Origin of the sequence: Streptomyces caelestis (genome assembly GCF_001279005.1) — a bacterium.
GTDB lineage: Bacteria > Actinomycetota > Actinomycetes > Streptomycetales > Streptomycetaceae > Streptomyces > Streptomyces heliomycini.
The window spans coordinates 22,982-47,923 of the sequence record NZ_LGCN01000192.1 but is presented as its reverse complement, the minus strand read 5'-3'; the positions used below and the strand labels follow the sequence as shown (position 1 = coordinate 47,923).

Genomic DNA, 24,942 nt, shown 5'->3' with positions numbered 1-24,942 from the left:
GGCTCAGGCCTCCTCGGTGAACAGCGCCCGGCCCCACCAGTCGTCCTGGTCGCGGACGCCCGGCGGTACGGCGAAGACCGCCGAACCCACGTGCTGGATGTACTCGTTGAGCGCGTCATCGGCCAGATTGCGCTGGATGCGGATGAACCCGGTGCGCGGATCGCGCTGGTAGGCGAGGAAGAACAGCCCCGCGTCCAGCCGCCCCAGGCCGTCGGTGCCGTCGGTGAAGGAGTAGCCCCGGCGCAGGATCGTCGCCCCCGCGTTGGCGTCGGGATGCGCCAGCCGTACGTGGGCGTCGGGCTTCATCGCCTTCAGGAACGGCTCGTCGCGCTCCTTCGCCCTGCCGACCGGCGCGCCCTCGCCCTTGTCACGGCCGAAGATGTCCTCCTGCTCCTGCAGCGGGGTGCGGTCCCAGGTCTCGATGTGCATCCGGATCCGCCGGGCGACGAGATAGGAACCGCCCGTCATCCACGCCGGCCCGTCCTTCTTCCCGACCCAGACGAACTTCTCCAGCCGGTCCTTCTCGGCGCCCGAGATGTTGCGGGTGCCGTCCTTGAAGCCGAACAGGTTGCGCGGGGTCTGCGCGTCGGGTGTCGTGGACGAGGTCTTGCCGAAGCCGAGCTGCGACCAGCGCACCACGACCCGGCCGAACCCGATGCGGGCGAGGTTGCGGATCGCGTGCACGGCGACCTGCGGATCGTCCGCGCACGCCTGCACGCACAGGTCCCCGCCGCTGCGGTCGCGGTCGAGGTTGTCCCCGGAGAACCTCGGCAGCTCGACCAGTGCCTCGGGACGCCGCCCGGCCAGGTCGAACTTTCCGAACAGGGAGGGCCCGAAGCCGATCGTCAGGGTCAGCCGGGACGGCTTGAGGCCCAGTGCCTCCCCGGTGTCGTCCGGCGGCGCCTCGGCGAGACCGCCGTACGCGCCCGCGCCGACCGCGCGGCCGGCGGTCATCCGGCGTGCCGCCCCGGTCCACTCCTTCAGCAGCCCGACGAACGCGGCGCGGTCGTCGGTCGTCACGTCGAACGCGGCGAAGTGCAGTCTGTCCTGCACGGGCGTGGCGATGCCCGCCTGGTGCGGCCCGTGGAACTCCACCGCCGAGCCCGCGTCCGTCTCGGGCCCGTCGCCGGCACGGGCCGCCGCCGCCCCGCCGGCCGCGGCGGCGCCGAGCGCGAGCCCGGCCCCGCCCCAGCCGAGCAGCGCACGCCGCGAGGGCGGCTGCGCGTTGCTGTCCGTCATTGCCCTGACCGCCCTTACTTCACGACGGCCGCGGCGAGCCGCGACAGCGGCTCCGCGAGCGCGTTGACCGCGTCCGACAGTTCCTTGCGGTCGGCCTTGCCGACCTTGTCGTACGAGGTGAAGTCGTACGACGACGTGTCCGGGCGGTACTGGTCGAGCAGCGCGTCCAGCGCCGCGAACTGCTTGTCGAGGTCCTTCACCAGCGCCGGTTCGTTCTCCCGGGCCACCGCCTTGAGCAGCGCGTACGACGTCTCGGCGCCCTCGACATTGGCCTTGAAGTCGACCAGGTCGGTGTGCGAGTAGCGCTCCTCCTCGCCGGTGACCTTGCCGGTGGCGACCTCGTCGAGGAGTTCCTTGGCGCCGTTGGCCATGGAGGTGGGGGTGATCTCGGCCGTGCCGACCCGCTTCCGCCAGTCCTCCAGGTCGGCGATCAGCCGGTCGGCGAGCTCCTTCTCCCGGTCGCCGATCCTCTCGTCCTGCCAGAGGGCCTTCTCCAGGCGGTGCCAGCCGGTCCAGTCGGTCGCCGGGTCCTGGCCGTCCTCCAGACCGTCCTCGCGGACGTCGACCTTGGGGTCGATGTCGCCGAACGACTCGGCGACGGGCTCGGTGCGCTCCCAGCCGATGCGGGAGGGCGCGTACGCCTTCCTGGCGGCCTCGACGTCGCCGTCCTTGACCGCCTTCGCGAACTCCTCCGCTCTGGGCAGCGTCTCGTCGGCCTGCGTCTGCACGTACGCGCGGTAGGCGGCCACCGCCTTGTCCAGGCGGGGGTCGCGCTCGGCGGCCTTCCCACCGGTGGCCTTGACGTCCTGGCGTATGCCCTTGCCGCGCATGCCCGGCTTGCAGGCGATCCGGTAGTCGCCGGCCTTCACCTCGGCGGTGACGCGCTGCTTGGTGCCGGGACCGATGTTCTCCCGCTCGGTGACCACACGGTCGTCGGGGAAGAGGAGGTAGACCTCGGTGACCTTGGAGCCCTTGTTCTCGATGGCGAGTTCGACGTGCCCGGCCGGGAACTCCTTCCTCGACACCTCGCAGGCGTCGTCCTTGGCAGTCACACCGATGACCTGGTCGCCGTCGGAGCCGCCGCCCTTCTCGGCGCAGCCGGCGACGGCGGCGAGGGCCGCCGCGGTGGCGAGGGCGGTGGCGAGGGAGAGTCTGGCGGGTCGCATGGAGGGCTCCCGGGTGGCTGAAATGATGCGCGATCAACCCCACGAAGGAAGGTGAGGCTGACCTAACCTACCTAAGGATTTCCTAAGTGGCACCTGTGCACTCCGGTGATCCAGCTCTCATGGCGAGGCAGGGGAACGGTCTGGTTACGGTGGCTTAAAAGGGCTGCCATGACCGGGTCAAAGGAAGATTGGACCGGGTCAAGTGGAGGTCAATCCGTCCCGCGCCGGAAGCACCGGGACCGTCCCGGCCGGGGTGCGGGGACATCCCGGCGGCTGCTCGTGCGCCTCCGGCGGCAGCCGCCGCCCGAAGACCTCCGCGGCGGCCCTGTCGCCTGGGGCGGCCTCGCCGCTCGCGCGCGGTGCTTGAATGCCTCCGTGACTGACTACGACGTGCTGCGCGTCTTCTGCGGACCTCGCGGCGGGTACGGCAATGAACTCGGTGTCGTGCGCGAGGGCTCGGTGATGCCCGAGCGGGAGGACCGGCAGGCGTTCGCCGCGAAGCTCGGGTTCAGTGAGACCGTGTTCGTCGACGACCCCGAGCGTGGGGTGATCGACATCTACACCCCCACCCTGCACCTGCCCTTCGCCGGTCACCCCTGCGTCGGTGCGGGCTGGCTGCTCGACGTGCCCGAACTGGTCGTGCCGGCCGGGGTGGTGGGTGCCCGGCAGGACGGGGAGTTCTGCTGGATCGAGGCGCGGGCGGAGTGGGCGCCGCCGCGCACCCTGCGCCAGTACGCCACCGTCGCCGAGGTCGACGAGCTGCCCGTGCCGCCCAAGGGGGAGTGGATCTACGCCTGGGCCTGGCTGGACGAGTCGGCGGGCCGGATCCGGGCCCGCGCCTTCCCCGGCCGCGACGACGGCGTCGACGAGGACGAGGCGACGGGCGCCGCGGCCCTCCTGCTCACCGACCGGCTGGGTCGCGCCCTCAACATCACCCAGGGCACGGGCTCCCAGATCCTCACCGCCCCCCAGCCCGAGGGCTGGACGGAGATCGGCGGCCGCGTCTACCTGGAACGCTGACGGCCGTCGGCCCAGCCGCGCACCGCGCGGACGACGGAGTCGGTCCGGCGTACCGAGGAAGGGAACCGGTGGAGGCGGTGCGGTGGAGGAGCGCGTCGAACCCCGCGGGCCGGCTCCCTCCGGACGGTGACCGGGCCGTTCCGGCGACAGGGTCACGCCGACAGGGGGAACTCCTCGCCCAGCGCCCGGAAGACGTCCGTGTTCAGGGTGAACGCCCGCTTGCACTCCGCCACGACGCGCTGCCTCTCCAGGTCGTCCACCGGGACCGCGTCCAGCAGTTCGCGGTAACCCCGCTTGAACGCCGCCGGGTTGGGGATGCCCTCGAAGACGTAGAAGCGGACCCCGTCGCCCTTCCGCGCGAATCCCCACGTCCGCTCCGCCCTGCCGCGGATGATCTGGCCGCCGGAGAGGTCGCCCAGGTAGCGGGTGTAGTGGTGGGCGACGTAGCCGGACGGCCAGGTGCGGGCGCACTCGGCGACGCGGGCCGCGTAGGCCCGGGTGGCGGGGAGGGCGGTCAGGCCGGCGCGCCAGCCGGGGCCGCGCAGGTGGGCCAGGTCGCGTTCCAGGGAGGGCAGCCGGAACAGTTCCGGCCGGACGAACGGGCCCGCCACCGGGTCCGACGTCAGGCCCCGCGCGCCGGACTCCAGGGCCTCGTACACGAACCACAGCTGCTCGGTGTAGCGCGCGTACGCGTCCACGCCCAGTCGGCCGCCCAGCAGATCGCTCATGAACGTCGACGTCTCCGCCTCCACGTGCTGCTCGTGGGAGGCGGTGCGTATGAGGGCCGAGAAGGAGTCCATGAGTCCGGATCTTTTGTGGTGAGGCCTGCCCGAGTCAATGGTGTGCCGACGGGGTGTCGGCGACTTCCCGCTTCGCCGCGGCAGGGAAAGGCCCGCCCTCCGAAGAGGGCGGGCCAGGACGACGAGGAAGCGTTACGGCAGCGTCAGGATGTCCGCGCCGGTGTCCGTCACGACCAGGGTGTGCTCGAACTGGGCCGTGCGCCTGCGGTCCTTCGTGACGACCGTCCAGCCGTCGTCCCACATGTCGTACTCGTGGGTCCCCAGCGTCAGCATCGGCTCGATGGTGAAGGTCATCCCCGGCTGCATCACCGTCGTCGCGTGCGGACTGTCGTAGTGCGGGACGATCAGGCCCGAGTGGAAGGACGAGTTGATGCCGTGGCCGGTGAAGTCGCGGACCACGCCGTAGCCGAAGCGCTTGGCGTACGACTCGATCACCCGGCCGATGATGTTGATCTGCCGGCCCGGCCTGACCGCCTTGATGGCGCGGGCGAGGGACTCCCGGGTGCGCTCCACCAGCAGGCGGCTCTCCTCGTCCACCTCCCCGACCAGGTACGTGGCGTTGTTGTCGCCGTGCACCCCGCCGATGTACGCCGTCACGTCCAGGTTGACGATGTCGCCGTCGCGCAGCACCGTCGAGTCCGGGATGCCGTGGCAGATGACCTCGTTGACCGACGTGCACAGCGACTTGGGGAAGCCGCGGTAGCCGAGCGTGGAGGGATAGGCGCCGTGGTCGCACATGTACTCGTGCGCTACGCGGTCCAGTTCGTCCGTCGTGACGCCGGGCGCGATCAGCTTCGCGGCCTCCGCCATCGCCCGCGCGGCGATCCGGCCGGCGGTCCGCATCGCCTCGACCGTCTCGGGCGTCTGCACCTCCGGACCGGTGTACGGCGTGGGGGCGGGCTTGCCGACGTACTCGGGACGACGGATGTTCCCGGGCACGGAACGGGTGGGGGACAGCTCCCCAGGGACGAGCAGCGACTGGCCAGACATGCCGGCGAGTCTAATTCAGCGGCGACGGGGGACCATCTTCCTGGTGGGACGGTGAGAGGAGAGGGTCATGCCCCTGTTCAAGAAGCGGACGGCCGGAAAGCCGGGCGAGTGGTACTACTGCCTGCAGCACAAGAAGGTCGAGGAGGGCCCCGACTGCCCGGCCAAGGACCGCTTCGGCCCGTACGCGAGCCGTACCGAGGCCGAGCACGCCATGGAGACGGCCCGTGAGCGCGACCTCCAGTGGGAGAACGACCCCAAGTGGCACGACGCCCCCGCGGGCGGCCGGGAGGACGGCTGACCGCGCCGGGGCGGCTACCAGCGCGTCGGCGGCGGTGCGGTCAGCAGGTCGGCCAGCCGTGACAGGCGGTCCCGGAAGCGGCGGGGGCCCCGGCGGGCCGGCAGGACGTTCTCGCCGGCCGCCGCGCTGACCAGGTGCTGCACGGTGTCCAGGTCCAGCTCGGAGCCGTCGGGCACGGGCAGCGCCTCGTGGGCCATCGCGGGGAGCTCGCCCTCACCGGGGCCCAGGGACAGCACCGTCGCCCCGGCCCGGCGGGCGCCGCACACCCGCTCCAGGAGCGGGGCGGCCGCCTCCCCGGCCGTCTCCCCGGGCGGCGCCACCACCAGGAGCGTCTCACCCCGCCGCGCCGCCTCCAGACGCCCCAGGCCCACCGCCAGGTGCGCGGGATCCGAGGGGCGCGCGCCGTGCCGTACGAGGGTGGGGGCCAGCTCCGGAGTGCCCGACCAGGCGGCCTCGTCCACCAGGTGCGCCGCCAGGTGCCAGGGCTCGTACCGCGGTGTGCCCACGAGCAGCAGCCCGCCCCCGTGCGAGACCACCGACCCGCGCAGCGTCCCCGCGAAGTGCCGGGTGGCGCCCAGCCATTCCGTCCCGGCGAGCACGTCCCGCAGCAGCGCGACCCGTACGGCGTCCATACGGCCGCATCCTTCCCCGACCGCGCCCCCGCGTCCCGGTGTTCGACCCGGGTTCGCCCGAACCGGGGACACGGGCCGCAGGCGCGTGACCGGGCTCACGCCCGCCGGACGCGGTCCCGTCACGGACGTAAGGTCGGTCCATGACCTCCAGTGACAGCGCACAGCAGCCCGCGAAGGCCCCCGCCAAGGACCCCTGGGACCTGCCCGACGTCTCCGGGCTCGTCGTCGGCGTGCTCGGCGGCACCGGTCCCCAGGGCAAGGGCCTCGCGTACCGGCTCGCCAAGGCCGGCCAGAAGGTGATCATCGGCTCCCGGGCCGCCGAGCGGGCGCGGGCCGCCGCCGAGGAGCTCGGGCACGGCGTCGAGGGCGCCGACAACGCCGAGACCGCCCGCCGCAGCGACATCGTGATCGTCGCCGTGCCCTGGGACGGCCACGGCGACACGCTCGCGTCCCTCCGCGAGGAGCTGGCCGGCAAGCTCGTCGTGGACTGCGTCAACCCGCTCGGCTTCGACAAGCAGGGCGCCTACGCGCTGAAGCCCGAGGAGGGCAGCGCCGCCCAGCAGGCCGCCGCGCTGCTCCCGGAATCCCGGGTCACTGCCGCCTTCCACCACCTGTCGGCCGTACTGCTCCAGGACCCGGAGATCGACGAGATCGACACCGATGTGATGGTGCTCGGCGAGGTCCGCGCCGACGTCGAGACCGTGCAGGCGCTGGCCGGGCGCATCCCCGGCATGCGGGGCGTCTTCGCCGGGCGGCTGCGCAACGCCCACCAGGTGGAGTCGCTGGTCGCCAACCTGATCTCCGTCAACCGCCGCTACAAGGCGCACGCCGGGCTCCGCGTCACGGACGTATGAGGCGATGGGGGACACTGGAAGCCTCAGCAGTGTCCCCCGACAGGAGCCTTCGACCATGCCCCGCCTCTCCCTCTACGCCCTCGCCGTCTGCCTCCTCGCCGTCGCCGCGGCCGTCGTCTCCTTCGTCCGGGGCAGCGTGCTCATCGGCGTCGTCTGGGTGCTGCTGGCGGGGCTGTCGTCCAACATGACCTGGTACTACCTGCGGCGCGGGCGGGCGGCGAGGCGGGACGGCGGTCCGGTCACGGGCTGACCGCGCAGTACCCGCTCGGCTCCCGCCAGAAGCGGAACAGCTCGTAACCGCAGTACGTGTCGAACTCGTCGATGCCCAGCGCTTCGAGCAGGGAGTCGACCACGCCGAAGAACGCGCCGTTCACCGACGGCACCCACAGCAGCGCGAACACGAACAGCAGACCGAACGGGGCGAACGGCTCCACCTGCCGCCTCACGCCGTACGACAGCCAGGGCTCGATCACGCCGTAGCCGTCGAGGCCCGGCACCGGCAGGAAGTTCAGGATCGCGGCCGTCACCTGGAGCAGCGCCAGGAACGCCAGCGCGAACCGGAAGCCGGCCGGTACGCCGTCCAGCGCGTCCAGCCAGAACGGCGCCGTGCACACGACGGCGAACAGCACGTTCGTCAGCGGGCCCGCCGCCGAGATCAGGCTGTGCCGCCAGCGCCCCCGGATCCGCCCGCGCTCGATGAACACGGCGCCGCCCGGCAGACCGATCCCGCCCATGATCACGAAGACGACCGGGAGCACGATGCTCAGCAGGGCGTGGGTGTACTTCATCGGATTCAGGGTGAGGTAGCCCTTCGCGCCGACCGATGTGTCGCCGCTGTGCAGAGCGGTACGGGCATGCGCGTACTCGTGCAGGCACAGGGAGACGATCCAGGCGGCCGTCACGAACAGGAACACGGCGACCCCGGGCTGCTCCGCGAACCCGGTCCAGGTGGCCCACCCGGTGACCGCCGTCACGGCCAGGATGCCCAGGAAGACCGGACTGATCCTCCGGTCGCTGTGACGGGTGGCGGCGGTGGTCATGGGGCTCCTCGGACGGTCGGACACACACGGGGACCGCCCGACGGTACCGGGCGCACGGTGAAAACGTCTCGCGCCGGCGGCCGGTTCCGCGCAGGGTGGGGACGACCACGCCGACCGGGCCCCGTGACCCCCGCCACCCCCACCGGAGACAATGCATCCCGTGCGCTACCGCATCCTCGGCACCACCCAGGCACTCCGTCCCGACGGCACCGTCGTCCCCGTCGGCGGGGCGCGGCTGCGCGCCCTGCTGACCGTGCTCGCCCTGCGGACCGGGCGCACCGTGCCCGTGGGCCTGCTGGTCGACGAGGTCTGGGGGGACGCCGATCCGCCGGCCGACGCCACCGGGGCGCTCCAGGCGCTGGTGGGGCGGCTGCGCCGGACGCTCGGCGCGGACCAGATCGCCTCCGTCGACGGCGGCTACCGGCTGACCGCCGCGCCCGACGACATCGACCTGCACCGTTTCGAGCGGCTGGCCGGCGACGGCCTGCGCGCCCTGGCCGACGGCGACCCGGCGAAGGCGGCCGTCGTCCTCGACGACGCCCTCGCCCTGTGGCACGGTCCCGCCCTCACCGGCCTGCCCGACCGCACCGCCGACGCGGCCCGCCTCCGGGCCCGGCACCTGGACGTGCTGCGCGCCCGGCACACCGCCGCCCTCGCCCTCGGCGAGGCCGAGCAGTCCCTGCCCGAGCTGACCGCGCTGTGCGACGGCCACCCCCTCGACGAACCCCTCCAGGCGCTGCGGCTGCGCGCCCTGCGCGACACGGGCCGTACCGCCGAGGCCCTGGCCGCCTACGAGGACGTACGGCGCCTGCTCGCGGACCGCCTCGGCTCCGACCCCGGCGCCGAACTGCGCGCGCTGCACGCCGAGTTGCTGAAACCCGGGCCGGCGCCCGCGTCCCGGGCCCCAGGGAGCGCGCCGCCCGGCAACCTGCGGGCCCGGCTGACCTCGTTCGTCGGCCGGGAGGCCGACATCGAGACCATCCGCGCCGACCTCGCCGCCGCCCGGCTGGTCACCCTGCTCGGGCCGGGCGGGGCCGGCAAGACCCGGCTGTCGCAGGAGGCCGCCGAGACCGTGCGGCAGCGCGTCCCCGACGGCGTGTGGCTCGCCGAACTCGCCCCGGTCGACGACCCCGACGCCGTCCCCGAGGCCGTCCTCACCGCCGTCGGCGCCCGCGAGACCGTGCTCTACGGCGCCGGCGCCGAGAGCATGCGGGCCGTCACCGACCGCCACGACGACCCCGTGGAGCGTCTCGCCGAACACTGCGGCCCGCGCCGCATGCTGCTGATCCTGGACAACTGCGAGCACGTCGCCCTGGCCGCCGCCCGCCTCGTGGAGGCGCTGCTGGAGCGCTGTCCCCGACTCACCGTCCTCGCCACCAGCCGCGAACCGCTCGGTGTGCGCGGTGAGTTGCTGCGCCCGGTGGAGCCGCTGCCCGAGCCGGTCGCGCTGCGCCTGCTCGCCGAGCGGGGGGCCGCCGCCCGCTCCGGCTTCCGCACCGACGCCGACGACGACACCGCGGCGGCCTGCGCGGAGATCTGCCGCCGCCTCGACGGTCTGCCGCTGGCCATCGAACTCGCCGCCGCCCGGCTGCGGATGCTCACCCCGCGCCAGATCGCCGACCGGCTCGACGACCGCTTCCGGCTGCTCACCTCCGGCAGCCGCACCGTCCTGCCCCGACAGCAGACCCTGCGGGCCGTCGTCGACTGGTCCTGGGACCTGCTCGACGCGGACGAACGCGACGTACTGGGCCGGCTGTCGGTCTTCGCGGGCGGCTGCGACCTCGCCGCCGCCGAGGCCGTCTGCGGACCGGCCGCGCTCGACGCGCTCGGCTCCCTCGTCGACAAGTCCCTCGTGGTGGCCGCCCCTTCGGGCGACGGCGAGATGCGCTACCGGCTCCTGGAGACCGTCGCCGAGTACGCCGGCGAACGCCTCGACGAGTCCGGCCGGCGGCCCGAGGCGGAGCGGGCGCACCTGACGTACTTCCGTGAGGTCGCCCGCACCACCGAGCCGATGCTGCGCGGTCCGCACCAGCCGGCCGCCATCGCACTGCTGGAGCGGGAGTACGAGAACGTGCGCACGGCCCTGCGCCACGCCCTCGCCCTGCGCGACGAGCACGAGGCGCTCTGCATCACCCTGTCGCTCACCTGGTACTGGCAGATGCGCGACCTGCGCATCGAGGCCCGCAACTGGTGCGCCGAGGTCATGGCCCTCGCCCCCGACCCGTTCACCGAACCGGTACGGCCCGCCGCCCCGCTGTGGCAGCGCTGCACCGACGCCCCGCCCCCGATGACCGGCGAGGTCCTCGCCGAGGCCCGGCGCGGGGTGCACCTGGCCCATCTGGCCCACATGGACACCGAGCTGGACGACTGGCAGACCCCGCAGGCGCAGCACAAGCTGCGCCTCGTCGGCGCGACGTACGAGCCGGGCATGCCGCAGGTCTGCCGGCCGCCCGGTCTGCTCTGGGTGTTCGCCGTGATGCTGACCGGTGACATGGAGCGGCTGCGCCATGTGGTCGACGCGGCGATCCGCACCTGCCGGGAGCACCCGGGATTCGAGTGGGAGCTGGCCTGCAACCTCCAGCTGCGCGCCAACTTCCTGGCCAACCGCAGCGACTGGGCCGGCGACGCCCGCCGCGACGCCGACGAGGCGCTGGAGATCCACCGCCGCCTCGGCGACACCTGGGGCGTCGCCGAGGCCCTCTCCGCGCGCGGCGAGGCCCGCGAACGCGCCGGCGCGTACCGGGACGCCGCCGCCGACTACGAGGCGGCCATCGAGCACGCCGACCGCCTCGGCGCCCGCGCCCACACGGCCGTGCTCACCGCCCGGCTGGGCGGCGCGCTGCTGGAGGCGGGTGAGGCGGAGCGCGGCGAGCGGCTGCTGCGCGAGGTCATCGACGACACGAGGGGCCGGCACACCGAGGCCCTGCCCGCCGCCCGGCTCTTCCTGACCGGCTGGCTCTGCACCACCGGGCGCACGGCGGAGGCCCGGGAGCACCTGCGGGCCCTGCGCGAGGAGTTCCGCCTCGCGCACTACGTCGTCTTCGACGCGTTCATCCTCGGCGCCGAGGGCTGGCTGGAGGTGGCCGACGGCAACGACGAGCAGGCCCTGGTCGTCCTCCGCGAGGCGATCCGGCAGGCGGGCGATCCGCTGTCCGCCGCCATGGCGCCCCACATGCGCTCGGAGTACGTCACCCTGGGCGCCGTCGCCCTCGCCGGGATCGACGGCGGGCGGCACGCCCGGGACGCGGCCCGCTGCCTGGGCGCCGCGGACTCCTGGCTGCCGCCCGGACACCACGCGGGGCGCGTGGAACGCGAGGCGCGCGCACGGGCCGAGGCGCGGATCCGGGCGGCACTCGGCGGCGCGGCGTACGAGAGCGCGTACGCCGAGGGCGTCGGCCTCTCCCCGGAGGAGGCCGACGCCCTGCTGGGACCGGCGTGATCAGCTCTTCGTGCGGAACTTGTGGATCGCGACCGGCGCCATCACCGCGGTGATCCCCACCGACCAGGCCAGCGTCATCCACAGGTCGTGGGCGACCGGGCCGCCCACCATCAGCCCGCGTGCGGCGTCCGCCAGCGCGGACAGCGGGTTGACCTGGGTGAAGGACTCCAGCCAGCCCGGCATCGACCGGGTCGGCGCGAAGATCGACGAGCCGAACTGCAGGGGCATCAGCACCAGGAAGCCCATCGCCTGCACCGACTGCGCGTTCTTCATCACCACGCCCAGCGTGAGGAAGATCCACATCAGCGCGGAGCCGAACACCGCGGACAGTCCCACGGCGGCGAACAGTCCCGGCCAGTTGGTGATGTCGAAGCCGACGAGGACGCCGACGACCATGAGGATCGCGGTGGCGATGAGCATCCGCACCATCTCGACCGAGATCTTCGCGAACAGCACCGAGCCGCGCCCGATCGGCAGCGACCGGAAACGGTCCATGACCCCGGTGTTGAAGTCCTGGTTGAACCCGGTGCCCACCCCCTGGGCCATGTTCATGCCCATCATGGCCATCAGGCCGGGCACGATGTACTGCACGTACGCCTGCTGTCCGCCGCCCAGCGACTGTCCGATGGAGCCGCCGAAGACGTACACGAACAGCAGGGTGAAGACGATCGGGAACAGCACGGCGTCGAACATCGACTCCGGGTCCTGCCGTATCCACAGCAGGTTGCGGCGCACCAGGGCGCCGGTGTGCCGCAGGTGGGCACGGAGCGGGATGCGCGCGTCCGCGCGGAGATCGGTCGTGGCGGTGGCGGTGGCGGCACTCATACGGCGACGACCTCCTCGTGGGTCTCGGCGGGCGCGGTGTCCTGCGGGGCGCCGGCGCGGTGGCCGGTGAGGGACAGGAACACCTCGTCCAGGCTGGGCAGTTCGGTGGTGATGGAGCTGAGCGTGAGGCCGCGCGCGGTGACCGCGCCGACCACGGCGGTCAGCTGCTCGTCGCTCAGCACCGGGACGAGCACGGCGCCCCGCTCGGCGTCCACGGTGGTCGTGGCGAGCCCGGTGAGGCCCAGTGCGTCGAGGGCGTCCGCCAGCGGGCGCAACTGCAGCGGGTCGGCCGGGCGGACCCGCAGCGTACGGCCGCCTACCTTGGCCTTCAGCTCCTCGATGCCGCCGCTCGCGATGACCTTGCCCCGGTCCACGACGGTCAGCTCGGAGGCGAGCTGCTCGGCCTCCTCCATGTACTGGGTGGTCAGCAGCACCGTCACCCCGTCCCCGACCAGCCGCTTGACCTCGTCCCACACCTCGTTGCGGGTGCGGGGGTCCAGTCCCGTGGTCGGCTCGTCCAGGTACAGCACGGCCGGCCGGCCGATCATCGAGGCGGCCAGGTCCAGGCGCCGCCGCATACCGCCGGAGTAGGTGGCCGCCGGCCGGCGGGCCGCGTCGGTGAGCGAGAACCGCTCCAGCAGCTCGTCGGCGCGGGACCGGGCCTCCTTGCGGGACAGGTCGAGCAGCCGCCCGATCAGATACAGGTTCTCCCAGCCCGGAAGCTTCTCGTCCACGGAGGCGTACTGCCCCGTCAGCCCGATCACCCGGCGCAGCTGCCTCGGCTGGCGGACCACGTCGTACCCGGCGACGGTGGCGTGTCCGGCGGTCGGCGTGAGCAGGGTGGACAGGATCCGCACCAGCGTGGTCTTCCCGGCCCCGTTCGGCCCGAGCACCCCCATCACGGTGCCCTCGCGCACATCCAGGTCGACCCCGTCCAGCGCCTTGGTCCCCCCGTAGTGCTTGACCAGCCCCCGCACGGTGACGGCGCTCCCCGCGCCCCCCGGGTCATTGTCGTTTCGCGTCATGCCGAGAACCGTCCCACCCCCCACCGACAAACCCCCGACATCCCACCGACAGCGGTACGTCGGTCGCGGGCAGTCGTGCCGCAGGGCGGCACGGGTGGGCGATGGGGGTCCCCCCGCTCATGGGGGTCCCCCCGCTCGAGCGAAGCCGAGAGTGGGGGAGAAGCCGAGAGTGGGGGAGGCGCCCCGCAGGCGCCGGGCTGCGCGCACACCCCCCGTCCAGCCGGGACACGCGTCGGCCCCGCTGACGGGGGAAGATCAGCGGGGCCGACAGGGTGGTGCGGCAGTGGCTCAGCCGCAGCGAAGGCCGCTCAGTGCACGGAGTGCGCCTCCTCCGGGAACGTCCCGCCGACCACGTCCTCGGCGAACGCCCGCGCCGCCCCGCTCATGACCTCACGCAGATCCGCGTACCGCTTCACGAACTTCGGCACGCGCCCGCCCGTCAGTCCCAGCATGTCGGTCCACACCAGCACCTGCGCGTCCGTCTGCGGCCCGGCCCCGATCCCGACGGTCGGGATGTGCAGCACCCGCGTCACCTCCGCCGCCAGCTCCGCCGGCACCAGCTCCAGCACCACCGCGAACGCCCCCGCGTCCTGCACGGCCTTGGCGTCCCGCAGCAGCTGCTGCGCCGCCTCCTCGCCGCGCCCCTGCACCCGGTAGCCCATCGCGTTCACCGACTGCGGCGTCAGCCCGATGTGGGCCATCACCGGGATCCCGGACTCCACCAGCAGCTCGATCTGCCGGTGCGACCGCTCGCCGCCCTCCAGCTTCACCGCGCCGACACCGGCCTCCTTCACCAGCCGGGTCGCCGAGCGCAGCGCCTGCACCGGGCCCTCCTGGTAGGAGCCGAAGGGCAGGTCGCCCACGATCAGGGCGCGCGAGGTGCCCCGCACGACCGCGGCGGACAGCATGGTCATCTCGTCGAGGGTGACGGGAACGGTGGTCTCGTACCCGAGGTGGCAGTTGCCCGCGGAGTCGCCGACGAGCATCACCGGGATGCCGGCCTCGTCGAACACGGACGCGGTCATCGCGTCGTACGCGGTGAGCATGGGCCACTTCTCGCCGCGCTCCTTGGCGGCGGCGATGTCGCGGACAGTGATGCGGCGCGTGCCCTTGCCCCCGTACAGCGTCTTGCCGGCGGAGGGGGAACCGGGCGTCGTCCCGGTCTGGGCAGCCGAAAGCTGCGTCATGGAACCGTCTCCCAACACGTCATCTCGAGGCGCCCTGACGGCGTCCCCGGACCATGTCCATGGTGGCACCTCGCCCGGAGGAGGGCCAGAGGTCCCCCTGTGAGTTCCGCCGTGCAATATTCCGGCAAGATCAGGGCAAAACACTTCCGATACGAGACGGTATCGTATCGAAATTGGCTACGCTGAGCCGCATGACTTCTCCTGCCGCCCCCGCCCGCCGGGTCCCGGAGGCCGTGCACCGACGCCGTTGGATGATCCTCGGCGTACTGATGCTGAGCCTGCTGATCGTCGTCCTCGACAACTCGATCCTGAACGTCGCCATCAAGACGATCTCCACCCCCGCCCCCACCGGCCTGGGCGCCACGCAGAGCGAGCTGGAGTGGGCGATCAACGCCTACACGCTCGTCTTCGCCGGCCTGCTCTTCAGCGCGGGGCTGCTGGGCGACCGGCTCGGCCGCAAGAAGGTGCTGGTCGGCGGCCTCGTCGCCTTCGGCGCCGGCTCGGCGCTGGCCGCGTTCTCCGGCTCACCGGCCGAGCTGATCGGCTTCCGCGCGGTGATGGGCCTGGGCGCCGCGTTCGTCATGCCGGCCACCCTGGCCGTCCTGATGAACGTGTTCGAACGCGACGAGCAGCCGAAGGCCATCGGCGTCTGGACGGGCGGCGTGGGCCTGGCCATCGCCATCGGCCCGATCACCGGCGGCTTCCTCCTGGAACACTTCTGGTGGGGCTCGGTCTTCCTCGTCAACGTGCCGATCGTCGTCCTCGCCGTCGCCCTGATGCTGTGGCTGGTCCCCGACTCCCGCGACCCGAACCCGGGCCGGATCGACCCCCTCGGCGTCGTCCTGTCCGTGGCCGGACTGGTTCTGCTGGTCTACGGCATCATCAAGGGCGGCCAGCTCGCCGACTTCACCGACGCCACGGTGCTGTCGGCCGTCGGCGCCGGTCTCGCCGTACTCGCCGCGTTCGTGGTGCTCGAGAGGCGCAGCGACCATCCGTCCATCGACGTCACCTACTTCAAGGACAAGGTGTTCTCCGCCGCGATCGTCGCGCTCGCGCTGGTCTTCTTCGCGCTGATGGGCGTGACGTTCTTCGCGGTGTTCTACACCCAGAGCGTGCGCGGCTACTCGCCGCTGGAGACCGGAGTGCTGATGCTGCCGCTGGCCGCCACGCAGCTGATCTTCGCGCCCCGGGCCCGCCTCCTGGTGGACCGCTTCGGCAACAGGGTCACCGCGACCGCCGGCCTGATCGTGCTCGCGGGAACGCTGGCCGCGTTCGTCGTCCTGGACGAGAACACGCCGATCTGGGTCCTGGAAGTCGTCTTCTTCCTCATGGGCGCCGGCATGGCGCACGTCATGACACCGGTCAGCGTCGTCATCATGCAGGCCCTGCCCCGCGAGAAGGCGGGCTCCGCCTCCGCGCTGAGCAACACCTTCCGCCAGGTCGGCGGCGCCCTCGGCATCGCCGTGCTCGGCTCGGTGCTGTCCACCGCCTACCGCAACGGCATCGAGGACGAGCTCGGCCCGCTGCCGCCCGGAGCGCGGCACGCCGCCGGCGAGTCCATCGAGGCCACCCTGGCCGTGGCGGACCGGCTGGGCGCGCGCGGCGAGGCCCTGGCCGACGCGGCCGACGACGCGTTCCTGCACGCGATGCACGTCACGGCGCTGTGGGGAGCGGGTGTCGCGGTGCTGGGCGCGGTCGTCATCGCCGTGTTCCTGCCCGGCCGCATGCCGGCGTCCGAAGAAGGCGGGGAGAAGCGGGAGCTGGTGCCGGCGGCGGACTGAACCCCCGGCCGGTGGGCCGTCGCCACCGCCCACCGGGGAGAATCGTTTCAGCCCACCGAAAGGACCCGACGACGTGAGCCCGGCCGACACCGATCCCCGGCAGGACGGTCCCGCACGGGGCCGTCCCCGCAGCGAGGCGGTCGAACGCGCCATCATCGAGGGAGTGATGAAGCTCCTGGAGGACGGCGTGCCCCTCGCGGAGCTCTCCATCGAGCGCATCGCCCGCACCGCGGGCGTCGGCAAGGCCACCATCTACCGCCGCTGGAGCGGCAAGGAGCAGCTCCTCGTCGACGTCCTGCGCGCCGCCGAGCCCCCGGACCCCGAACTCCCCGGCACCTCCGTGCGGGACGACCTCGTCGTCCTGCTGGAGTCCCTGCGTCTGCGCGGCCTGGCCGGCCGTACCTCGGCGATCCTGCACAACGTGCGCGCCCAGATGAAGAGCAGCCCCAACCTCTGGGCCGCCTACCACGACACCGTCATCCTGCCGCGCCGCAGACTGGGCCTGGAGGTGCTGCGCCGGGGCCGGGAGAACGGCGAACTGCGCGCCGACGTCGACCTGGAGGTCCTCAACGACATCGTCGTGGGCCCCATCCTCGTCCGCACCGTCCTGCGCCCCGACGCCGACCTCCCGGACGACCTCGCCGAACAGGTGGTCGACACCCTCCTCCAGGGCCTACGACCCGTCAGGGGCTAGCCGCGGTGTGCGCGTTTCGTCACAGAGGGCGCTTTCGCCACCCCCGTCCGGAACTCCCCGGGTGCCCCCGCACGTCCTCGCCTCCGTACGGCCGTCGAGGGGCGGCAGGAACGGCACCGATCATCCCCTAGGGTCTGGTCTTACGGACACGGGGGCGACGGTGTGCACGGCAGGGTGTGAGGCGACGGTATGGCGCGGCAGGCGTACATGACGGAGACGGACAAGGGCGGTTCGGGGTCCGAGCAGCAGCCAACCCGGCTCCGGCGCCTGCGCGAGCGCCTCACCGGGGGCCGGCGCGGCGACCGCGGCATCTGGCGCCGCGGCATCGTCCTGGCCCTCTGCTCACTCCTGACGGCCCTGGTCATGCTGGCCCACACCCACGTCCCGAACGCGATCGGCAACCTGGGCAGCCTGGTGGACACCTTCCTCCCCTGGGTGGGCCTGCTGATCCCTGTGCTGCTCGTCCTCGGCCTGGTCCGCAGGTCGGCGACGGCACTGATCGCGACGGTCCTGCCGGCGGCCGTCTGGCTGAACCTCTTCGGCGGCCTGCTCACCGACAAGACCGCCACGGGCGGCGACCTCACGGTGGTCACGCACAACGTCAACGCCGAGAACCCGGACCCGGCCGCCACCGCCCGCGGTGTGGCCGCGTCGGGCGCGGACGTGCTGGCCCTCGAGGAGCTGAAGGCGTCGGAGGTGCCGACGTACGAGCGGGCGCTGGAGCCGGCGTACAAGTACCACGAGGTGGTCGGCACCGTCGGCCTGTGGAGCAAGTACCCCCTGAGCGACGTGAAGGCGGTCGACATCCGTCTCGGCTGGAAGCGCGCGATGCGCGCCACGGTGACCGCGCCGGCCGGTCAGGTCGCCGTCTACGTCGCCCACCTCCCCTCCGTCCGGGTGAAGCTGGAGGCCGGCTTCACGGCCCGCCAGCGCGACAAGAGCGCCAACGCCCTGGGCGAGGCCATCGCCGACGAGCCCCTGCCGAACGTCGTCCTGCTCGGCGACCTGAACGGCACGATGAACGACCGCGCCCTGAACGCCGTCACCTCCCAGATGCGCTCCACCCAGGGCGCGGTGGGCAGCGGCTTCGGCTTCAGCTGGCCGGCGTCGTTCCCGATGGCGCGGATCGACCAGATCCTGGTCAAGGGCGCCGAACCGGAGAGTTCCTGGACCCTCCCGGCCACGGCGAGCGACCACCTGCCCATCGCGGCCCGGGTGAGGATCACCGCGCGGGACGACTGAGAACCGGCTCCGCGAGCGTGACACCGCCGGGGCGGACGGAAGCCGACGGCGTCCGAAGCGCACGGCGCCGTCGCGGCCCGGGGGAGGTCCACGCGGCCCGGCGCCGTGCGGGGTGCCCCGTGCTGGTATGGGCCGGGGGGTGTTCGCGCGGCCCGGCGCTCACGGGGTGCTGTCGCGCCCACCCGTGCCGCCCTGCGGCACGACTGCCCGCGACTGACGCGGCATGCGGCTGCCCACGGGAGCGGCGGCACGGGCTGCTCGCGGAGCGCGGGGACGACGGCGGGTGGGCGCGTACGGCGTGGAGGGGTCGGGGCGAGGGTGGCCGCGTACGGCGGGAAGGGGACGGGGCGGGGGTGGCCGCCCGCAGCGGCCGGCGCGTCCGCACCCCGCACCCCCTCCGGCGGGCGTGATCCGCGCCGGTCCGAGGACGGACACCCCCGACCCGGCCCCGACCCACCCACCGACCGCGGGCGCCACCCCCGCCCCCACCGGACCGCACGAGGCGCCGCAGGCATCCCGCAGGCATCCCACAGACGCGCGTCAGACGCGCATCCCCTCGCGCCAGCCGTTCGTGATCGGCAGGCGACGGTCCTTGCCGAAGCCCTTCGGGGAGATCTTCGTGCCCGGCGGGTACTGCCGCCGCTTGTACTCCGCCCGGTCCACCATCCGCAGCGTCCTCGTCACCAGCTCCGCGTCGAACCCGGCCGCGACGATCTCGTCCGCCCCCCGGTCCCGGTCCACGTACAGCGCCAGGATCGCGTCCAGCACCGGATAGTCCGGCAGCGAGTCCGTGTCCACCTGCCCCGGCCGCAGCTCCGCACTCGGCGGCTTCGTGATCGAGTTCTCCGGGATCGGCGGCGTCTCCCCCCGCTCCGCCGCCGCCCGGTTGCGCCACTCGGCCAGCCGGAACACCGACGTCTTGTACACGTCCTTGATCGGCCCGTACGCCCCCACGGAGTCCCCGTACAGCGTCGAGTACCCCACCGCCAGCTCCGACTTGTTCCCCGGCGCCAGCACGATGTGCCCCTCCTGGTTGGAGATCGCCATCAGCAGCGTCCCCCGCAGCCGCGACTGCAGGTTCTCCTCCGCCAGCCCCGTCAGCCCCAGCGCCCCCATGTACGCGTCGAACATCGGCTCGATCGCGACGGTCCGGTAGTTCAGCCCGGTCCGCCGGGCCAGCTCCGCCGCGTCGTCCTTCGAGTGCTCCGACGAGTACTTCGACGGCATCGACACGCCGTACACGTTCTCCGCCCCCACCGCGTCACAGGCGAGCGCGGCGACCAGCGCCGAGTCGATCCCCCCGGACAGCCCGATCAGCACCGACCGGAACCCGTTCTTCCGGACGTACGCCCGCAGCCCGGCCACCAGCGCGGAGTACACCTCCTCGTCGTCGTCGAGCCGCTCGGCGTACTCCCCGGTCGCCGAGGCGTCGTACGCGGGCACGGGCTCCTCCGACAGCACGACCCGCTCGATCCGCAGCCCGTCGTCGACCACCCCCGTCGGCGCGTCCGCCTCCGCCGCCGGAAGGTCGAGGTCGACCACGACGCACACCTCGGCGAACTGCGGCGCACGCGTCACGACCTCGCCGTCCCGGTCCACCACGATCGAGTCCCCGTCGAAGACCAGCTCGTCCTGCCCGCCCGTCATCGCGAGGTACGCGGTCGTGCACCCGGCCTCCTGCGCCCGCTTGCGGACCAGCTCCAGCCGGGTGTCGTCCTTGTCCCGCTCGTAGGGCGAGGCGTTGACCGACAGCAGCAGTCCGGCCCGCGCCGACCGCGCCGCCGGCACCCGCCCCCCGTCCTGCCACAGGTCCTCGCAGATGGCGAGGGCGACGTCGACACCGCGCACCCGCACCACCGGCATGGTGTCACCGGGCACGAAGTAGCGGAACTCGTCGAAGACGCCGTAGTTCGGCAGGTGGTGCTTGGCGAAGCTCAGCACCACCTCACCCCCGTACAGCACGGCGCCCGCGTTCTGCGGCGCACCGGCCGGCTGCCCGTACTTCGGCTGGGCGGCGGCGCTGCGGTCGAGGTATCCGACGACCACCGGAAGGTCCCCGAACCCCTCCTCGGCGAGCCGCGCGGCCAGCGAGCGCAGCGCGGCCCGCGAGGCCTCCACGAAGGACGACCGCAGGGCGAGGTCCTCGACGGGATACCCGGTCAGCGCCATCTCGGGGAACGCCACGAGGTGCGCCCCCCGTTCGGCGGAGTGCCGGGTCCAGCGGACCATCGCTTCGGTGTTGCCGGCGAGGTCGCCGACGCTCGAGTCGATCTGATTCAGGGCGAGACGTAGTTGAGGCACGGGCCCAGTGTAATCGTCAAAGCGACGCGATGTCCCGGAGCCCTGTCCTCCACGACCGGGCCGCCTCCACGACCGGGCCGCCGCTACGGCCGGCCCGCCGCCCCCCGCGCCTCCAGCATCTCCGCCATCAGCGCGATCTCGGACTCCTGCCCCTCCACCATCCCCCGCGCGAGCCGCTTCTCGGCCCCGACCTCGCACGCGCGGACGCAGGCCTGGGCCATGTGGACCCCGCCCTTGTGGTGGTCGGTCATGAGCTGCAGGTAGAAGACCTCCGCCCGCTCCCCGCTCAGCGACCCCAGCCGCCTCATCTCGGTGTTGGTCGCCATCCCCGGCATCAGCGCCCCGTCCTCGCCGGAGGCCGCGTCGGCCATGCCCATCCAGGTCATCGGCGGATCCGCGGACACCTTTGGCAGTTCCCACAGGTCGAGCCAGCCCAGCAGCATGCCCCGCTGGTTGGCCTGCGTCTGGGCGATGTCGTAGGCGAGCCGCCGGACCTCCTCGTCGTCCGTGCGGTCCCGCACGACGTACGACATCTCGACGGCCTGCTGGTGGTGCACGGCCATGTCCCGGGCGAAACCGGCGTCCGCGGACCCCGCGGACGGGACCGCGTCCGAGGACCCCTCGTCCCCGGCCATCGCGTAGGTGATCGCCCCGGCGGCGATCAGCGCCGTGGCCGCGGCCCCCGCGATCAGCCCCGCCTGCCTCACTCGGACAGCCCGTTGGTGCAGGCGGCACCCGGCTCGGGCGTCTGCTCACCCTGGACGAACTTCTCGAAGAAGGCGTCCAGGGCGGGATCGTCCGCACCGGTCACCGTGCGCTGGTGCCCCCAGGCGGACAGCACGATCGGGTCCTTCTGGCCGTCCACCGGGCTCATCAGCGTGTACGGCGTCTTCTTCACCTTCGCCGCGAGCGCGTCGACGTCCCCCTTGTCGGCCGAGGCGTTGTACGTCACCCACACGGCGCCGTGCTCCAGCGAGTGCACGGCGTTGGTGTCGTTGATCTCGTCGCCGTAGACGTCCCCGTTGCAGTTCATCCACACCGGGTTGTGGTCACCGCCGACCGGGGGCGAGACGGGGTAGTCCACGGCCTTGGTCACGTGGTTGCGCCCCAGTTCGCCCTTCCACTTCCGCACGCCGTCGGCGCCCGTGACGAACGTGCCCGAGCTCTTGGAGTCGGCGGCCGCGCCGCCGCCGTCGTCCGACTGCGACCGGACGAGCACCACACCGCCGGCGACGAGCCCGGCGACGACCACCACGCCGGCGGCGATGACGAGGAGCCGGTTGCGGCGCTCGCGGGCCTTCTCGGCGCGCCGCATCTCCTCTATGCGTGCCGAACGTGCCGCGCTGCTCTTCTTGTCGGAGCCCATGGGAGTGTCCTTCGGGAGAGGCGGAGTGGGACGAACGGATCAGCTGATCGTAAGGGGGAAGGCGGGAGGAGCCGTAGAGGGCGGGGGAATCCGGCCCGGCCCCCCGCGCACACCACCCGCACACCTCCTCCACGCCGAATAATTTGAACCCCGGATGCGTATTACTTACGCTTCCTGGTATGCGGCTCCTCCGCTCCACCGACCTGGCTCTCCGGGTCCTCATGCGCCTCGCCGTGGCCGGCGACTCCAACCCGACCACGCGAGAGGTCTCGACGGCCATGGACGTGCCGTACACCCATGCCGCGAAGGTCGTCGCCGAGCTCCAGCACAGGGGCCTGCTCACGGCCCGGCGCGGCAGGGGAGGAGGGCTCGCGCTCACGGAGAAGGGCCGTACGGCCTCGGTGGGCGCGGTGGTCCGGGCCTTCGAGGGCGAGGGCGACGTCGTCGACTGCGAGGGCACCGCCACCTCGGCCCCCTGCCCGCTGAGCTCGGCCTGCAGGCTGCGCGGCGCCCTGCGCGGGGCCCAGGAGGCGTTCTTCGCCTCGCTGGACCCGGTCACGGTGGCGGACATCGTCGCGGCCCCCACGGGCCCCCTCCTGCTGGGCATCTCCCCGAGGCCGTGAGCCGCCCGTTACGGATACCGGCCCGAAGGGGCAAGATGGGCCCCGGAGCGGTACACCTGTCGTGTGTCGTGCGCGGGGCGTTCGTGCCGCGGCAAGCCGGTCGATCGAGGTCGGCAACGCGTGTGAAACGCTGATGTGGTGGGATGCTCGCAATGCCCGGCCGTCTCCCCGGGGCGGGGGCGCGGACAGGCGGCCTGACCGGCAAGGATGGGGAAGCGGAAGATGGACAAGCAGCAGGAGTTCGTGATCCGGACGTTGGAGGAGCGCGACATCCGGTTCGTGCGCCTGTGGTTCACCGACGTGCTGGGCTTCCTCAAGTCCGTGGCCGTCGCCCCCGCCGAGCTGGAGCAGGCGTTCGACGAGGGGATCGGCTTCGACGGCTCCGCCATCGAGGGCTTCGCCCGGGTGTACGAGTCCGACATGATCGCCAAGCCGGACCCGTCGACGTTCCAGATCCTCCCCTGGCGCGCCGAGGCCCCCGGTACGGCCCGCATGTTCTGCGACATCCTGATGCCGGACGGCTCCCCGTCCTTCGCCGACCCGCGTTTCGTCCTCAAGCGCGCCCTGGCCCGCACCTCCGACCTGGGCTTCACCTTCTACACCCACCCGGAGATCGAGTTCTTCCTGCTGAAGGACAAGCCGCTGGACGGCAGCCGCCCGACCCCCGCGGACAACTCCGGCTACTTCGACCACACCCCGCAGAACGTCGGCATGGACTTCCGCCGCCAGGCGATCACCATGCTGGAGTCGATGGGCATCTCGGTGGAGTTCTCCCACCACGAGGGCGCCCCCGGCCAGCAGGAGATCGACCTGCGCTACGCGGACGCGCTCTCCACGGCGGACAACATCATGACGTTCCGCCTGGTCATGAAGCAGGTGGCGCTGGAGCAGGGCGTCCAGGCGACCTTCATGCCCAAGCCCTTCTCGGAGTATCCGGGCTCCGGCATGCACACCCACCTCTCCCTCTTCGAGGGCGACCGCAACGCGTTCTACGAGTCCGGCGCCGAGTACCAGCTCTCCAAGGTCGGCCGCTCCTTCATCGCGGGCCTGCTGCGGCACGCGGCGGAGATCTCCGCGGTCACCAACCAGTGGGTCAACTCCTACAAGCGCATCTGGGGCGGCACGGAGCGCACGGCCGGCGCCGGCGGCGAGGCGCCCTCGTACATCTGCTGGGGCCACAACAACCGCTCGGCGCTGGTCCGCGTGCCCATGTACAAGCCCGGCAAGACCGGCTCGGCGCGCGTGGAGGTCCGCTCCATCGACTCCGGCGCCAACCCGTACCTGACCTACGCCGTCCTGCTGGCCGCCGGCCTGAAGGGCATCGAGGAGGGCTACGAGCTCCCGCCGGGCGCCGAGGACGACGTCTGGGCCCTGTCCGACGCGGAACGCCGCGCGCTGGGCATCGAGCCGCTGCCGCAGAACCTGGGCGAGGCCCTGACCCTGATGGAACGCAGCGACCTGGTCGCCGAGACCCTCGGCGAGCACGTCTTCGACTTCTTCCTGCGCAACAAGAAGCAGGAGTGGGAGGAGTACCGCAGCGAGGTCACCGCCTTCGAGCTGCGCAAGAACCTGCCGGTGCTGTAGGCGCGGGCGGGAGCGGGCGCCCGGTCGCACGGGCGCACGGGGCCGAGGGGCGTGGGGCGTGCGCCCCGGCCCCGTACGGGGACCGCCCGGCGGTCAGCCCATGGTCTTCGCGCCGTCCAGCGACTCACGGACGATGTCGGCGTGGCCGGCGTGCTGGGCGGTCTCGGCGATGATGTGCAGCAGCACCCTGCGGGCCGTCCACCGCGTGTCGGACTCGAACCACGGGGCCTTCGGCAGGGGCCATGCGGCGTCGAGGTCGGGCAGGGTCGCGACCCGCTCGTCGGTCCGGGCGGCCACGTCGGCGTAGTCGGCCAGCACACCGGCCAGCGTCTCACCGGGCAGCATCCGGAACTCGTCGGCCCGCCGGGCCCAGTCCTCCTCGGTCATGGCCGTGAAGTCCCCCATCGCCGAGGGGCCGTCCAGGATGAAGTCCACCCATTTCCGCTCGACCGTGGCGACGTGCTTGATCAGGCCGCCCAGGCAGAGCTCGCCGGCGGTCGTCCGCAGCCCGGCCTGCTCGTCGGTCAGATCACGGGTGGTGAAGCGCAGGAAGTGCCGGTGCTTGGCGAGCGTCTCCAGCAGGTCGGCGCGCTCACCGGTCACCGCCGGGCCCTCGGTGGATTCGCTGGTGGTCAGCTCGTTCACGGTCATGGATCTGCCTTCCGTCGTTCCTGTTCCGCGGTCGAGGACCACACTAGGAGCGATCTAGGACAGTTCGTGACCTAGAGGGCGCGCACCCGCCCGCGCGAAAGTGGAAGAACAACTTCCGTAACTGCGCGGAACCTTGCCAGTCCCGCGGATGTGGCCCTACTGTCGCGGCAGACGTCAAGAAAGCG

Annotated in this window: 23 protein-coding genes; 10 read left to right on the top strand and 13 right to left on the bottom strand. The window is 72.6% G+C overall.

Translation table 11 applies throughout. The annotated features are described in order from the left end of the window. Positions 1 to 3 precede the first annotated feature (3 nt). Entirely contained in the window at positions 4 to 1,239 is a 1,236-nt protein-coding gene (gene efeB / locus ADK41_RS16740) for an iron uptake transporter deferrochelatase/peroxidase subunit (RefSeq protein ID WP_030834066.1), read from the bottom strand. A 14-nt stretch (positions 1,240 to 1,253) separates the two neighbouring features. Then, on the bottom strand, positions 1,254 to 2,405 hold the full coding sequence (gene efeO, locus ADK41_RS16735) for an iron uptake system protein EfeO (protein WP_030834057.1): 1,152 nt from the start codon (positions 2,403 to 2,405) through the stop codon (positions 1,254 to 1,256). Between the two features lie 375 nt (positions 2,406 to 2,780). Here efeO and ADK41_RS16730 point away from each other — a divergent pair, with 375 nt between their 5' ends. After that, positions 2,781 to 3,425, top strand: a complete 645-nt coding sequence (locus ADK41_RS16730) for a PhzF family phenazine biosynthesis protein (RefSeq protein WP_030834055.1) — start codon at positions 2,781 to 2,783, stop codon at positions 3,423 to 3,425. A gap of 152 nt (positions 3,426 to 3,577) precedes the next feature. Here the strand turns inward: ADK41_RS16730 and ADK41_RS16725 are convergent, their stop codons facing one another. Beyond that, a complete protein-coding gene (locus ADK41_RS16725; protein WP_030834053.1) occupies positions 3,578 to 4,225 on the bottom strand; it encodes a heme oxygenase (biliverdin-producing) in 648 nt (215 codons plus the stop codon). A 132-nt stretch (positions 4,226 to 4,357) separates the two neighbouring features. After that, on the bottom strand, positions 4,358 to 5,215 hold the full coding sequence (gene map, locus ADK41_RS16720; protein WP_030834050.1) for a type I methionyl aminopeptidase: 858 nt from the start codon (positions 5,213 to 5,215) through the stop codon (positions 4,358 to 4,360). A 67-nt stretch (positions 5,216 to 5,282) separates the two neighbouring features. Between map and ADK41_RS16715 the strand changes: the two genes are divergently transcribed. Then, positions 5,283 to 5,513, top strand: a complete 231-nt coding sequence (locus ADK41_RS16715; RefSeq protein ID WP_030834047.1) for a hypothetical protein — start codon at positions 5,283 to 5,285, stop codon at positions 5,511 to 5,513. Between the two features lie 14 nt (positions 5,514 to 5,527). Here the strand turns inward: ADK41_RS16715 and ADK41_RS16710 are convergent, their stop codons facing one another. Further along, positions 5,528 to 6,145, bottom strand: coding sequence for a hypothetical protein (locus ADK41_RS16710; RefSeq protein WP_030834044.1), 618 nt, complete (start codon positions 6,143 to 6,145; stop codon positions 5,528 to 5,530). A 140-nt stretch (positions 6,146 to 6,285) separates the two neighbouring features. On the opposite strand from ADK41_RS16710, the gene npdG reads away from it, so the two are divergent. After that, complete coding sequence (gene npdG / locus ADK41_RS16705; protein WP_030834040.1) at positions 6,286 to 6,999, top strand: NADPH-dependent F420 reductase; 714 nt, start codon at positions 6,286 to 6,288, stop codon at positions 6,997 to 6,999. A gap of 4 nt (positions 7,000 to 7,003) precedes the next feature. Next, entirely contained in the window at positions 7,004 to 7,249 is a 246-nt protein-coding gene (locus ADK41_RS16700) for a hypothetical protein (RefSeq protein WP_078662133.1), read from the top strand. On the opposite strand, the gene ADK41_RS16695 is transcribed toward ADK41_RS16700, so the two are convergent. Beyond that, the gene (locus ADK41_RS16695; RefSeq protein WP_030834035.1) at positions 7,239 to 8,039 is read right to left on the bottom strand and encodes a site-2 protease family protein; all 801 of its coding nucleotides are present in this window, start codon (positions 8,037 to 8,039) and stop codon (positions 7,239 to 7,241) included. The genes ADK41_RS16700 and ADK41_RS16695 overlap by 11 nt on opposite strands. A gap of 151 nt (positions 8,040 to 8,190) precedes the next feature. Between ADK41_RS16695 and ADK41_RS16690 the strand changes: the two genes are divergently transcribed. Continuing rightward, positions 8,191 to 11,478, top strand: a complete 3,288-nt coding sequence (locus ADK41_RS16690) for a BTAD domain-containing putative transcriptional regulator (protein ID WP_030834031.1) — start codon at positions 8,191 to 8,193, stop codon at positions 11,476 to 11,478. On the opposite strand, the gene ADK41_RS16685 is transcribed toward ADK41_RS16690, so the two are convergent. The 3 genes from ADK41_RS16685 to panB form a co-directional block, all read right to left on the bottom strand. Next, positions 11,479 to 12,303, bottom strand: coding sequence for an ABC transporter permease (locus ADK41_RS16685; RefSeq protein ID WP_030834029.1), 825 nt, complete (start codon positions 12,301 to 12,303; stop codon positions 11,479 to 11,481). It lies immediately after the preceding gene. Continuing rightward, positions 12,300 to 13,328 (bottom strand): ATP-binding cassette domain-containing protein, encoded by a 1,029-nt coding sequence (locus ADK41_RS16680; RefSeq protein ID WP_030834027.1) that lies wholly within the window; start codon positions 13,326 to 13,328, stop codon positions 12,300 to 12,302. The genes ADK41_RS16685 and ADK41_RS16680 overlap by 4 nt, the downstream gene beginning before the upstream one ends. A 308-nt stretch (positions 13,329 to 13,636) precedes the next feature. Further along, a complete protein-coding gene (gene panB, locus ADK41_RS16675; protein ID WP_030834025.1) occupies positions 13,637 to 14,515 on the bottom strand; it encodes a 3-methyl-2-oxobutanoate hydroxymethyltransferase in 879 nt (292 codons plus the stop codon). A gap of 191 nt (positions 14,516 to 14,706) precedes the next feature. Between panB and ADK41_RS16670 the strand changes: the two genes are divergently transcribed. From ADK41_RS16670 to ADK41_RS16660, 3 genes are all read left to right on the top strand, one after another. Further along, entirely contained in the window at positions 14,707 to 16,296 is a 1,590-nt protein-coding gene (locus ADK41_RS16670; RefSeq protein ID WP_030834024.1) for an MFS transporter, read from the top strand. A gap of 73 nt (positions 16,297 to 16,369) precedes the next feature. Continuing rightward, positions 16,370 to 16,990, top strand: a complete 621-nt coding sequence (locus ADK41_RS16665) for a TetR/AcrR family transcriptional regulator (protein ID WP_030834023.1) — start codon at positions 16,370 to 16,372, stop codon at positions 16,988 to 16,990. A gap of 189 nt (positions 16,991 to 17,179) precedes the next feature. Continuing rightward, complete coding sequence (locus ADK41_RS16660; RefSeq protein WP_030834022.1) at positions 17,180 to 18,232, top strand: endonuclease/exonuclease/phosphatase family protein; 1,053 nt, start codon at positions 17,180 to 17,182, stop codon at positions 18,230 to 18,232. Between the two features lie 540 nt (positions 18,233 to 18,772). Here the strand turns inward: ADK41_RS16660 and ADK41_RS16655 are convergent. The 3 genes from ADK41_RS16655 to ADK41_RS16645 form a co-directional block, all read right to left on the bottom strand. Further along, positions 18,773 to 20,533 carry an NAD+ synthase gene (locus ADK41_RS16655; protein ID WP_030836493.1) on the bottom strand — a complete coding sequence of 587 codons (1,761 nt, stop codon included), beginning with the start codon at positions 20,531 to 20,533 and terminating at the stop codon, positions 18,773 to 18,775. An 83-nt stretch (positions 20,534 to 20,616) separates the two neighbouring features. Next, positions 20,617 to 21,240 carry a DUF305 domain-containing protein gene (locus tag ADK41_RS16650; RefSeq protein ID WP_030836490.1) on the bottom strand — a complete coding sequence of 208 codons (624 nt, stop codon included), beginning with the start codon at positions 21,238 to 21,240 and terminating at the stop codon, positions 20,617 to 20,619. Next, a complete protein-coding gene (locus ADK41_RS16645; protein ID WP_030836487.1) occupies positions 21,237 to 21,899 on the bottom strand; it encodes a DUF3105 domain-containing protein in 663 nt (220 codons plus the stop codon). Before ADK41_RS16645 ends, ADK41_RS16650 begins: the two co-directional genes overlap by 4 nt. 179 nt (positions 21,900 to 22,078) lie before the next feature. Here ADK41_RS16645 and ADK41_RS16640 point away from each other — a divergent pair, with 179 nt between their 5' ends. Next, positions 22,079 to 22,522: an RrF2 family transcriptional regulator gene (locus tag ADK41_RS16640; RefSeq protein WP_030836484.1), complete on the top strand. Its 444-nt coding sequence runs from the start codon at positions 22,079 to 22,081 to the stop codon at positions 22,520 to 22,522. 222 nt (positions 22,523 to 22,744) lie between these two features. Continuing rightward, on the top strand, positions 22,745 to 24,106 hold the full coding sequence (locus tag ADK41_RS16635) for a glutamine synthetase family protein (protein WP_030836481.1): 1,362 nt from the start codon (positions 22,745 to 22,747) through the stop codon (positions 24,104 to 24,106). Between the two features lie 93 nt (positions 24,107 to 24,199). On the opposite strand, the gene ADK41_RS16630 is transcribed toward ADK41_RS16635, so the two are convergent. Continuing rightward, entirely contained in the window at positions 24,200 to 24,757 is a 558-nt protein-coding gene (locus ADK41_RS16630) for a DinB family protein (RefSeq protein WP_030836479.1), read from the bottom strand. Positions 24,758 to 24,942 lie beyond the last annotated feature (185 nt).